The sequence below is a fragment of the Gordonia asplenii genome (genome assembly GCF_012933505.1).
Taxonomy (GTDB): domain Bacteria; phylum Actinomycetota; class Actinomycetes; order Mycobacteriales; family Mycobacteriaceae; genus Gordonia; species Gordonia asplenii.
Genome location: NZ_JABBNB010000007.1, coordinates 1 through 11,429, shown reverse-complemented (window position 1 = coordinate 11,429; position 11,429 = coordinate 1). Strand labels below are relative to the sequence as shown.

At 68.4% G+C, this 11,429-nt stretch carries 11 protein-coding genes and 1 other RNA gene; 8 read left to right on the top strand and 4 right to left on the bottom strand.

Annotation, left to right across the window (positions count from 1 at the left end; genetic code table 11):
* Positions 1–78: 78 nt before the first annotated feature.
* Positions 79–927 (bottom strand): spermidine synthase, encoded by an 849-nt coding sequence (locus HH308_RS08235; protein ID WP_170193719.1) that lies wholly within the window; start codon positions 925–927, stop codon positions 79–81.
* 56 nt (positions 928–983) lie between these two features.
* Here HH308_RS08235 and HH308_RS08230 point away from each other — a divergent pair, with 56 nt between their 5' ends.
* Together HH308_RS08230 and HH308_RS08225 are read left to right on the top strand one after the other, a co-directional pair.
* Positions 984–1,937, top strand: a complete 954-nt coding sequence (locus HH308_RS08230) for a cobalamin biosynthesis protein (RefSeq protein WP_170193718.1) — start codon at positions 984–986, stop codon at positions 1,935–1,937.
* 154 nt (positions 1,938–2,091) lie between these two features.
* Positions 2,092–3,552, top strand: coding sequence for a trypsin-like peptidase domain-containing protein (locus HH308_RS08225; RefSeq protein WP_170193717.1), 1,461 nt, complete (start codon positions 2,092–2,094; stop codon positions 3,550–3,552).
* Positions 3,553–3,586: 34 nt separating this feature from the next.
* Here HH308_RS08225 and HH308_RS08220 read toward each other — a convergent pair whose 3' ends face one another.
* From HH308_RS08220 to HH308_RS29710, 3 genes are read right to left on the bottom strand one after another with little or no spacing between them, the layout of a single operon-like run.
* Complete coding sequence (locus HH308_RS08220) at positions 3,587–4,501, bottom strand: SURF1 family cytochrome oxidase biogenesis protein (protein ID WP_170193716.1); 915 nt, start codon at positions 4,499–4,501, stop codon at positions 3,587–3,589.
* A gap of 27 nt (positions 4,502–4,528) precedes the next feature.
* Positions 4,529–5,035 (bottom strand): low molecular weight protein-tyrosine-phosphatase, encoded by a 507-nt coding sequence (locus tag HH308_RS08215; protein ID WP_170193715.1) that lies wholly within the window; start codon positions 5,033–5,035, stop codon positions 4,529–4,531.
* The gene (locus HH308_RS29710) at positions 5,028–5,720 is read right to left on the bottom strand and encodes an HAD hydrolase-like protein (protein WP_312870472.1); all 693 of its coding nucleotides are present in this window, start codon (positions 5,718–5,720) and stop codon (positions 5,028–5,030) included. Before HH308_RS29710 ends, HH308_RS08215 begins: the two co-directional genes overlap by 8 nt.
* Before the next feature lie 31 nt (positions 5,721–5,751).
* Here HH308_RS29710 and cobC point away from each other — a divergent pair, with 31 nt between their 5' ends.
* From cobC to HH308_RS08180, 6 genes are all read left to right on the top strand, one after another.
* On the top strand, positions 5,752–6,840 hold the full coding sequence (gene cobC / locus HH308_RS08205) for an Rv2231c family histidinol phosphate aminotransferase CobC (RefSeq protein ID WP_246284402.1): 1,089 nt from the start codon (positions 5,752–5,754) through the stop codon (positions 6,838–6,840).
* Positions 6,840–7,994: a Nif3-like dinuclear metal center hexameric protein gene (locus tag HH308_RS08200; RefSeq protein ID WP_170193712.1), complete on the top strand. Its 1,155-nt coding sequence runs from the start codon at positions 6,840–6,842 to the stop codon at positions 7,992–7,994. Before cobC ends, HH308_RS08200 begins: the two co-directional genes overlap by 1 nt.
* 43 nt (positions 7,995–8,037) lie before the next feature.
* Entirely contained in the window at positions 8,038–8,781 is a 744-nt protein-coding gene (locus HH308_RS08195; protein ID WP_170193711.1) for a zinc ribbon domain-containing protein, read from the top strand.
* Entirely contained in the window at positions 8,778–9,434 is a 657-nt protein-coding gene (locus HH308_RS08190; protein WP_312870471.1) for a histidine phosphatase family protein, read from the top strand. The genes HH308_RS08195 and HH308_RS08190 overlap by 4 nt, the downstream gene beginning before the upstream one ends.
* 51 nt (positions 9,435–9,485) lie before the next feature.
* Positions 9,486–9,896: RNase P RNA component class A (rnpB, locus tag HH308_RS08185), an RNA gene on the top strand.
* Positions 9,897–9,932: 36 nt separating this feature from the next.
* Entirely contained in the window at positions 9,933–11,339 is a 1,407-nt protein-coding gene (locus HH308_RS08180) for an RNB domain-containing ribonuclease (protein ID WP_170193709.1), read from the top strand.
* The last annotated feature ends 90 nt before the right edge of the window (positions 11,340–11,429 follow it).

Genomic DNA, 11,429 nt, shown 5'->3' with positions numbered 1-11,429 from the left:
GGCCCGACGATCGGTCGCGCAGCAGCAGCGGCGGCCGTCGTGGTGGGTGGATGGAAATGTCGCACCGACAGAGTTTAACTAGCCGGTAGGACACTCGTCGTTCGGGAAGCCGACACTTCGGTCGCGCCGCACCTCGGCTCGGCCGAATTCTCTAGCCCGCGCACCCGTCATCACCTGTGCGGGCAGCGGATCGGCGAGCAGGGTGCGCACCAATTCCGACGTCGCCTCGATCGGCGTGTCGCTCGCGGCGATCACGATGTTGCCGGTCCGCCGCCCCTTGAGCATGCCGGCGTCGGCGACGAGCGCGACGTGGGCGAACACCGCCGACACCGTGGCGACTTCGGCCCGCGCGAGACTGAGGTCACGGCTGTCGCCGCAGTTGGCGAGGTAGAGGCCGCCGGGCACGAGTACCCGACGGATCGCCTCGGTGAACTCGATCGTCGTCAGATGTGCTGGTGTGCGCGGGGGCTCACCACCGAAGGCGTCGCGCACTACGACATCGCGCGACGCCGGGGTGAGCGAACCGGCGACGGCCCGCCCGTCGCCGACGCGGATGCGCAACCGCGGGGCACGCGGAAGGTCGAACCAATCACGCACCAGTCGGGCCAGTTCGGCGTCGACCTCCACCGCGACCTGCTTCGACGCCGGGTACGCCTGTGCGAGGTAGCGCGGCAGTGCGCACGCGGCTCCGCCGAGGTGCAGTACTCGCACCGGACTGTCGTCGGGGACACGTTCGGCGATCACAGCCGCCATGTACCTCATGTATTCGAAGTCGAGGGCGAGCGGGTCGTCGGGGTCGATATGGGAACTGTGCGCTCCATTGATCGACAGCAGCCATCCGTCGGTGAATCTGTCGCGCGTCAGCTCGGCGGTGCCCGTGTCGATCGGATATACGCCCGCGACCGGGATGGGAGCTGCTTTGGCCACGACACAACGGTCCCACAGCGCCGGGGTCGGGCCCGACGTCGGGCCCGCCTCGTACGATGTGCGACGTGACAACTCGTCGAACAACCGCAGTGTCGGACGTGGCCATCGGCATCGCGCTGGGGGTGGCGGCCGACGCGGTCTTCGCCGACCCCGCTCGGTGGCATCCGGTGGCCGGGATGGGACATCTCGCGGGCGCACTGGAGAAGCTTACCTACCGCGATCGGCGCGGGGCTGGGGTAGGCTACGTCGCGGTATGCGTAACCGGTGCTGCCGCAACGGGATTGGTGCTGCAGCGCGGGGGAGCGATCGCGGTCGGAGCCGCGGTGTGGTCGACGCTGGGGGGCACGACCCTCTGCCGCATCGGTGACCGCATGGCCGACGCACTCGAACGCGGTGACATCGAGGCGGCCCGCGCGCTGGTACCGAGTCTGTGCGGCCGCGACCCGGCGGCGCTCGACGAGTCCGGGATCTGCCGCGCCACCATCGAATCCATCGCCGAGAACACCTCCGACGCCACGGTCGGGCCGCTGGTCTGGGCGGGATTGGCGGGCGCACCCGGCGTCTTGGCCTACCGAATGGTCAATACCCTCGACGCGATGGTCGGCTACCGCACACCGCGTTATGAACGGTTCGGCTGGGCGAGCGCGCGCCTCGACGACGCCGTGAATCTACTGCCGGCGCGACTGTCCGGTGCGTTGGCAGCGGTGCTGGGCGGCCGTCCGCGCGGGGCGCTGCATGCCTGGCGCAGCGACGCCCGACGGCACCCGAGCCCCAATGCCGGCGTCGTCGAAGCGGCCTTCGCCGGTTCGCTGGACGTGACTCTGGGCGGCACGACCGTCTACCCCCTGCACACCGAGGAGCGCCCGCTGCTGGGGTCCGGTCGTGCGCCCGGCGTCGACGATCTTCGCGCGGCGGTCGCATTGTCGCGGCGGGTGCAATACGGTGCCGCCGCGGCGGTCGTCGGAGCCGTCGTCGGCGGCCGGATTCTGCGGCGTCGGATGGTTGACTGAACTTGCCGCCCGACCTCGCCTGCGCAGGCCTGGAGCTGATTTCACCGTGTTAACGTTGGCCATCTGCGATTCGGTGGCCACCGGCCTCGGGGTTTAGGGGACGCCCCGGCGACTTTCGTGTTCACGCCGCATTACTAGGAGACTTAGGACGGCTATGCGACAGGCAAACATCGGACTGGGCGCGCGACGCGTGCTGGTCGCTCTCTGTGCGGCGTTGCTCGCACTCGTCGCACTGGCGCCCGGCGCAGCGAGCGCAGCGCCGAAACAGTCGATCTCGGACATCGTGGGTCCGTCGATCATCTTCATCCGCACCATCTACAAGGGCTACGTTCAGGTCCCGTTGAAGACGGGTACCGTGTGGACCCCCGAGATGTCGCTGACCACCACCTGCACCGGTTACGCCGTCGACACCAAGGGTTCGATCGCCACCGCCGGCCACTGCGTCAACGGCAAGGGCGACGACATCGTCGACGCCTTCCGACAGAAGAGCATCGAGCTGCTGCAGTCGGAGTACAACTGGACCGACGCCGAGGCCACCGCCAACTACAAGATCGCGACCGCCGACAAATGGCCGGTCTCCGGGTCGACCGCCGATTCCACCGCCTCGCCGACGCGGTCGGTGGCGGTGCAGCAGCCGTCCGGCAACGGCCAGGTGCTGACCGACTGGGTCGACGCAGAGGTGGTCGACTTCCAGCAATTCGACGACGGCGACAACGCACTTCTCCGGATCAACAACCAAAACCTTGTGCCGCTTGCCATTTCGACCGACGTTCCGCAACCCGGAGAGGCGATCACCGCGGTCGGTTTCCCGGGCGCGGTTCGGGTGGTCACCGACACGTCGAGGATTCCGCAGCCGTCGTATAAGACGGGAACGGTGTCGTCGCGGCAGAACACCAACAACGGTGTGACCAAGACGGAGATCTCCGCGGGGATGGGCCACGGCATGTCCGGCGGACCGACCGTCGACACCGACGGCAACGTGATCGGCACCAATTCGTCGGTGTCCACCGACAACGCGGCGTCCTTCGACTTCATCACCGACAACATCGCCCTGCGCTCCTACCTCGAGTCGCACGGCGTGCAGTTGGCGGCACCGCGCGGTGATTCGTCGGGCAGCGGCACGGGCAACATGTGGCTGTGGCTGGGCCCGCTGATCGCCGTCGTCGTGCTGGTGGTGCTCGTGTTGGCGATCGTTTCGATTCGACGCTCCCGTAAACGCAAGGCGCAGAACAACATCGGCTACCCGGGTCCCGGGGGTCCGGGACAGTTCGGGCCGGGTCAGCAGGCACCCGGACAGTTCGGGCAGGCACCGCAGCAGGGCTACGTCTCGCCGCAGGGGCAGCAGTTCGGCGGCCCGCCGGGGTCGCCCTTCGGCCGACCGCAGCCCGGTCCGTCGGCGCCGCGCCCGAATCCGGGTTTCGGTGCGCCGCAGCAGACTCCGGGCGCGCCCCGCCCGAACGGTCCCGGGCCCAATCCGGGCTACGGTGCACCGCAACAACAACAACGGCCGTCGCAGCCGTTCGCGCCGCAGCAGGGCCCTTACCCCGGACAACAGGGACCGGGCGCGCAGCCGAACCCCGGGCAGAGCCCCTACCCGCCCAACCCGTTCCGGTAACCACTTTCGAATCGACCCCCGGGGCGTAGTCGCCTCACCCGCCGTAGCGCTTCGCCAGCTTCGCTTTCACGTCGTCGGTGGCCTCGCTCGCGTCGGGGCCCGAACCGATCTGATGGCGTTGCGTCGACGCTGCCGCGGTGAAGCCGGCGTCGCGCATCTGAGTTTTCGGTTTCGGCGGCTCGACCGACACCTCGTCGCCCGACGACGTCGTGTCGCGCACTGCCCGACGATGCTTCACTTCGCTGTAGATGAAGTAGGCCGCGCCCAGCGGCGCCATGACGCCGAAGGCCAGCCACTGCAAGCCATAGGAGAGGTATGGGCCCGAATCCAGTTGGGGGAGTGCGATTTCGCCGAGTGAACCCGGTTGGTTCGCCGACAGTTGCAGATAGAAGTCGTCGAAGGTGAGTCCGGTCTGCGTCCCGACGACGACCGGATCGATCGTGTACACGGCCTTCACGCCGTCGGCGATGTGCGCACCGCGGCCGGGTGAGGTGCCCTCGTTCTTGCGGATGCGGGCATGGATGGTGGTGAGTCCGGTGGGCGCAGCGGGAACGTCGGAGATCGACTTTCCTTGATCGGGTCGCACGTAACCGCGGTCGACGAGGAACGCCCGTCCGTCGGCGCTGACGAACGGCGTCAGAATCTCGGTGGCCGGGCGCTCTTGCACCGAGCGCAGTCGCACGGCGACCTGCAGGTCGGGCCGGTATCTTCCGTCGATCGACACTTCCCGCCACTCGGTGTCGGGGGCGAACGCGCGGCCCGCGGGGGCGATGTCGTCGATGGGCACCACGGCCTCGCCGACGGCGGTGCGGATCAGGTCGTTGCGCTTTTCGGTCGATGAGTTCTTACCGAGCTGCCAGGGTGCCAGAATCCAGAAGCACAGCGCGGCGAACGCCACCACAACCAGCCCGAGCACAATCCAGCCGGGGCGAAGGAACGTTCGGAACACCACTCAACGGTACCGAACCGACTTCCCTCAGCCGTCGAGCGCGTCATGCAGCGTCGGCGCGGTGACGCCGAGCTGTGCGTTCACCCAGTCGATCAGCCCGGGGATGGCCGCTTCGATCTGCTCGCGGGCGACCCCGAAGTCTTCCTGGGTACCGTAGTACGGGTCGGCGACCTCGGCGTCGGCGTCGACCTCGGGATCGAAACTGCGTAGCAGACGCACCCGCGGTCCCAACCGCTTGCGTTCCAGATCCTTGAGGTGGCCGTGGTCCATCGCGATCAGCAGATCGGCGTCGTAATGCTGCGGCGCCAACTGTGCCGCGACATGCGTGTCGGAGTAGCCGTGCGCCAGCAACTCGGTCCGCGCCCGATTGTCGGCCGGCTCGCCCTCATGCCAGCCACCGGTGCCCGCGCTGCTCACCCGGACGCGCTCGGATAACCCGGCGTCGGCGAGCGCCTTACGAAAAATATTCTGCCCCATGGGGGACCGACAGATATTGCCGGTGCAGACGAAACAGACGTGCAGTTGTTCAGACACCAAGTACCTCGCGCAACGTGTCGACAGATTCCACGGTCCAGGCAGCATCATGGACCTCACTCTCGGTAGCGTAACCCCATCCGACGGCCACTGCCGGGATCCCGTATTTTGCGGCGCCCTCGATGTCGTGAATTCGGTCACCGATCATCACGATATTCGGCGTTCCACCGTCGGCGTGTTCCACCGGCTCGACGCCGAGTCCGTGCAGGGCATGCGCTACGACGTCGGCCTTCGCCCGCCGCGTTCCGTCGTCGCTGGCGCCGGCGATGACCGCGAAATTGTGGGCCAGCCCGAAGTGCTCCAGGATGCGCCGGGCCATCGTCTCGTTCTTGCTCGTCGCGATGGCCAGCGTCCGGCCGTTCGACGACAGGTCCGCCAGCAGTTGGGCCATGCCCTCGAAGACGACGTTCTCCTGCCAGCCGATGCGACCGTAGCGGTCCTTGTACGCGTCCAGTGCTCGCGCGGTCGTGTCGTCGTCGAGGCCCAGCGAGGCGAAGGTGTCGACCAGCGGCGGCCCGACGATCGCGGTGACCAGGTCGCCGCTGGGCGGCTCGACGTCCACCGCCGCCAACGCGTGGTGAAAACTCGCCACGATGCCTTCGACGCTGTCGGTGACGGTGCCGTCGAGATCGAACAACAGCGTCGCGTGTGGATCGGGCAGGGTATCGATGGCCGCAGCAGTCACCAGTCCATGGTGCCCCGTAGGGTTGGTCACTATGAAATCGGCTGCAGCCTCGACCGCGGATCTGTACGCCCCGCAGCGCCACGGCGACGCGGACGCGGAGCCCGGCCTGGTCGATTTCGCCGTCAATGTGCGGGGTGGGCCACCTCCGTTCGTTCGTGCGGCGTTGCTCACCGCGGTCGATTCGCTGGCGTCGTATCCGTCGCAGGCGCGCGAGCACGAGGTGCGTTCGATCGTCGGAGACGCACACGGTCGACCCGCCGAGGAGGTGCTGCTCCTCGCCGGAGCCGCTGAGGGATTCGAGCTGTTGGCGCGGCTGGAGCCCCGGCATGCGGCGCTGGTGGTGCCGTCGTTCACCGAACCGGCCCGCGTGCTCGCCGCTGCGGGAGTCCGCATCACCGACGTCGTGTGCCGTGCCCCGCACTGGCGTATCGACGCCGCACTCGTGCCCGACGACGCCGACCTCGTCGTGCTGGGCAATCCCACCAACCCGACGTCGGTGCTCCACCCGCGTGCCGACGTCGACGCGCTCCGACGTCCCGGCCGGATCGTCGTCGTCGACGAGGCGTTCGCCGACCTCACCTGCGCGGTCGACGCGGCGGGCGATCTGATCATGGAACCGGAATCGGTTGCCGCTGAACGTGATCCGGACCTCATCGTGATACGCAGCGTCACCAAGACATTCGGTCTCGCCGGACTGCGCGCCGGATATCTGTTCGCCGCGCCCGACGTGATAGCGCGGTTGACCCGCATTCGACGACACTGGGCCGTCGGCTCACCGGCCACCGCGGCCATCGGTGCGTGCCTCGATCGGCAAGGTCTGGCGTATGCGCGCAGCGAGGCGCTGGCCGTGCGTGCCCAGCGCGCCGCAATGGTCCGACGCCTCGACGCCGCCGGGATCGACATCGTCGGGCACCCGGCCGCCCCCTTCGTCACGATTGCCGTCCCGAATGCGCTCGCCGTCAAAGAACGCTTGCGGCACAAGGGTTTCGCCGTCCGCAGCTGCGCGAACTTCACCGGGCTCGGGGCGGACTATCTGCGCCTCGCGGTGCGCGACGACGATAGTGTTGCCGCGCTCGTAGGCGCATTACGCGAATCCGTCGACTCCGAGAGGCAGTGGTGATGACCCCGACTACTTCTACTGCCGGGCCCGGCGGGAAGCCCACCGTCGGAGACGTCGTCGACGCCCTCGACCGGGCGTACCCGCCGAAGCTCGCCGAGTCCTGGGATTCGGTCGGGCTGGTCTGCGGTGACCCCGCCGACGCCGTCGAGCGGGTCCTCGTCTGCATCGACGTCACCGACGACGTCGTGCGCGCGGCACTCGACGCCGGAGTGCAGATGATCGTGGCGCATCACCCGCTTTTGTTGCGCGGCGTCGACACGGTCGCGGCGTCGACGCCGAAGGGCTCGCTCATCCATCGCCTCATCCGCGGCGGTTGTGCGCTGTTCACCGCGCATACCAACGCCGACAGCGCCAATCCCGGAGTATCCGACGCGCTGGCCCGACTACTCGGCGTCGACGACCTGAAACCGTTGCAGCCGTTGCCGACCGAGGCGCTCGACAAGTGGGTCGTGATGGTCCCCGACGTCGACGCCGCGGCGGTGACGGAGGCGATGTTCGCAGCCGGGGCCGGTGCGCTCGGCGACTACCGGGCGTGCTCGTGGAGCGTCGGCGGCGTCGGCCAGTTCGAACCGCAAGCGGGCGCGAACCCGCATATCGGGACCGTCGGGGCACGCGAGACCGTCGTCGAACAACGGGTCGAGATGGTCGCCGCCCGGCATCTGCGTTCGGCCGTTCGGGCCGCGCTGCGGGCCGCGCACCCGTACGAAGAACCCGCCTTCGACGTCTTCGAATCCGTTGCGCTGCCCGGTGACGTCGGATTGGGGCGGGTCGGCTCGCTGCCCGCGCCGACGACCCTGCGCGACTTCGTCGACCTTGTGGCACAACGGCTTCCCGGCGGCGGGGCAGGTATCCGCGGTGCGGGACAACCGGATTCGACGGTGCATGTGGTCGCGGTGTGCGGTGGGGCGGGTGACTCGCTGCTCGGTGCGGCCCGCGCGTGCGGGGCCGACGTGTACGTCACCGCCGACCTGCGCCACCACGTCGTCGACGAGCATCTGCGCGTCGGCGGGCCGTCGCTGATCGACGCGGGGCACTGGGCCACCGAGTTTCCCTGGTGTGCGCAGGCGGCCGAGGTGGTCCGGGCGGTCGGAGTGCGCGCCGAGGTCTTCGACGTTCCCACCGACCCGTTCACCGTCACCGGTAGCGGACGGTAGGATTGCAGGCTCAGCTTGTGGTGAGAACAAAATAGGGAGCGCAATGAAGGTTGAGGCGAGTCGCCAGCGGATACTGTTGGAGGTCGCAGACGTCGACGCACAGATCGCCCGTCTCAAACGCGAACGCTCCAGCCTGCCCGAGGACGCGGAGATCAGCGAGCTGACCACCCGCATCGACGGTGCCCGTGACGACTTGGTGCGTGCGCAGATCGCCGCCGAAGACATCGATCGCGAGTATCGTCGCGTCGACTCCGAGGTCAACGGCATGAGTGCACGAGAGAAGAAGGACGCGGCACAGTTGGACGGCGGCGGTCTACCGCCGAAGCAACTCGCGGAGCTCCAGCACGAACTCGCCGGGCTGCGTCGCCGCCGCAGCGTCCTCGAAGACGACCTGCTCGCGCTGATGGAACGTCAGGAAGCCACCACCGCGGAACAGCAGCGGGCGAGCGCCACCGTCGCGCAGCTGGAATCCGACCGCGCCGACATCGAAACCCGCAGGGACGCAGCGCTGGTCAAGGTCGACGAGAAGCTGAGCGACGCGGTGGACAAGCGCGATGCCATCACCGCCGAGGCCCCCACCGAGCTCCTCGCGATCTATGACCGCCAGCGCGCGTCGGGTCGCGTCGGTGCCGGGTTGCTGCGCCAACAGCGTTGCGGCGCATGCCGAATGGAGCTCGACCGGGGAACGTTGTCGTCGATCGCGATGGCCGCCTCCGACGAGGTGCTGCGCTGTGAAGAATGCGGCGCGCTGCTGATCCGCACCTCGGAATCGGGTCTGCCCAAGTGAGTGGCGGCGCGGCGTCGACGCCGAGCTGGCAGGGGCAACGCGGCGCCCCAACCCGGCTGATTCTGCTGCGGCACGGGCAGACCGAGCTGTCGGTGGAGCGGCGCTACTCCGGGCGCGGCAACCCGGAACTCACAGAACTCGGCAGGCAGCAGGCCGCGGCGGCCGCAAGACGGTTGTCCGCGTGGAACATCGACGCCGTCGTATCGTCGCCGTTGCAGCGGACACGGTCGACGGCACAGACGGTCGCGCTCGAACACGGGCTGCCCGTCGCCATCGAGGACGGCCTCATCGAAACCGACTTCGGGGCGTGGGAGGGACTCACGTTCTCCGAGGCGGCCGAGCGTGACCCGCAGATTCATCGAGAATGGTTGGGCGACACCACAATCGCACCTCCCAACGGAGAGAGCTTCGACGCCGTGCGCGAGCGCGTCGTCGCAGCGCGCAACGTGATCGTCGACGCTCACCCCGGTCAGTCCGTCCTCGTCGTCAGCCACGTGACGCCCATCAAGACTCTGTTGCGCGACGCGCTGCGCGTCGGGCCGGAGTTTCTGTTTCACCTGCACCTGGACCTCGCATCGGTCTCCTTGGTCGAGTATTTTCCCGACGGCGGCTCGGTGGTGCGCAGTTGCAATGATGTGGCGCACCTGGAGTAGGGGTCACCCGGCCGAGCCGGCTTCGACGACGCGGTATTCTCGACACGCGAACGAGTCGGCCGGGCGGCCGCGACGAGCGGAACGGCGCAGCGATGCGTACGCCGAGCGTCGAGGAAAGTCCGGACTCCACAAAGCAGGGTGGTTGTTAACGGCAACCCGGGGTGACCCGCGGGACAGTGCCACAGAAAACAGACCGCCGCGCCCTCGGCGCGGTAAGGGTGAAACGGTGCGGTAAGAGCGCACCAGCGCGGCGGGTGACCGCAGCGGCTCGGTAAACCCCACCCGGAGCAAGGTCGAAGTTCGCACCCGGCGCGCCGGGTGCGGATGCGCAGGTGTTCGAGGGCTGCTCGCCTGAGCCTGCGGGTGGACCGCTCGAGGTACCCGGTGACGGTGTGCCCAGATGGATGGTCGCCCACGGTCTCGCGACCGTGACATGATCCGGCTTATAGGCTGGCTCGTTCGCCCACTCGCGTGCTACTTACCCGTAGGGTGGGGGACGTGCAACGCAGAGTCTCGGCGCCCGACATCGACTTCGACGCCATTCGCGCTGAGCTCGGCATCAGCGAAGAGTACGGCGCGCAGGCGCAGGACGAGGCCGAACACATCGTCGACGCCCACGCCGGTACTCGTGAGGATCACACGGCGTTGCCGTTCGTGACCATCGACCCACCCACCTCGATGGACCTCGACCAGGCCGTTCACCTCACCACCGACGCCGACGGGTACGTCGTCGACTACGCGATCGCCGACGTCGGGGCGCTGGTCGTGCCGGAAGGCGAGCTGGATCAGGAGAGTCGACGCCGCGGAACCACCTACTACTTCCCGGACGGGTCGGTGCCCCTGCATCCGCGGGCATTGTCGGAGGGAGCCGGGTCGCTGCTGCCAGATCAGGTTCGGCCCGCCGTCCTGTGGACGATCCGGGTGGATCACGCGGGTGCGGTCGTCGACGTCAAGGTCCGACGCTCCACGGTCCGGTCGGTCGCGAAACTGAATTATGCGGGCGTCAGCGCCGACGCGGCGTCGGGCACGCTTCACCCGTCGATCGCAGCGCTCCCCGAGTTCGGTGACCTTCGACGCCGGGCCGGTCTGGAACGCGGCGCCATCGACCTCGACCTGCCCGAGCAGGACGTCGTACGTGACGCGTCGGGCGCGTGGACGCTGCAACTCGCGCCACGCTACGACTCCGACCTGTGGAACGCGCAACTGTCGTTGCTGACCGGAATGTGCGCCGGAACGATCATGCGCGACGCCGGGATAGGTCTGCTGCGCACGGTGCCGCCCGCGGCGCCCGACGCCGTGGCCAAGGTCCGCGCACTGGCCACCGCCCTCGGCCTGTCCTGGCCCGTCGATCAGCCCGCGGGCAAATTCCTGTCCGGGCTGCCCGACGACGCCCCGACCACACTCGCCATGATGGCCGGCGCCAGCGGCTTGTTGCGCGGGTCGGATTATCTTGCGCTGCCCGCGGATTCGACGCCGACGACGACCGAACATGCCGGCGTCGGCGGAGCGTACGCACATGTGACGGCCCCGCTGCGTCGGCTCGGCGACCGTTTCGCCACCGAGGTATGCCTGTCGGTGACAACGGGGGTGGAAATCCCCGAGTGGGTCCGCTCCGCGCTACCGACCCTGCCGAAGCTGCTGCGTTCGGCCGACGCACTCGGATCGAAGGCGGACCGGCTCTCGATCGACCTGGCCGAGTCGGTGGTCCTCGCCGACGAGGTCGGCAACGAGTACGACGCCGTGGTGACGCACGCACCGAAAGAGCAGCGTCCGGCGCAGATCTTCCTCGCCGACCACGCGGTGATCGCCCCCTGCACCGGCGATCTCGTTCCGGCCCAACAACTCCGGGTACGCCTGGTGTTGGCGGACCCGTCATCGCGCAAGGTCGAATTCGAACCGGTGTAGGGACGTTTTGTCGACTTTTCCGCGGCATTCGTCCAGCTGGGGTGGTTGAGTCGCTGTGCTGAGTGACTGCGACGCGAAGGGCACTCCACC

What these genes read in the sequence shown, in the direction of transcription:
- HH308_RS08230 (WP_170193718.1), top strand. Translation starts at nt 984, where the DNA reads ATGTGCGACGTGACAACTCGTCGAACAACCGCAGTGTCGGACGTGGCC.
- HH308_RS08225 (WP_170193717.1), top strand. Translation starts at nt 2,092, where the DNA reads ATGCGACAGGCAAACATCGGACTGGGCGCGCGACGCGTGCTGGTCGCT.
- cobC (WP_246284402.1), top strand. Translation starts at nt 5,752, where the DNA reads ATGAAATCGGCTGCAGCCTCGACCGCGGATCTGTACGCCCCGCAGCGC.
- HH308_RS08200 (WP_170193712.1), top strand. Translation starts at nt 6,840, where the DNA reads ATGACCCCGACTACTTCTACTGCCGGGCCCGGCGGGAAGCCCACCGTC.
- HH308_RS08195 (WP_170193711.1), top strand. Translation starts at nt 8,038, where the DNA reads ATGAAGGTTGAGGCGAGTCGCCAGCGGATACTGTTGGAGGTCGCAGAC.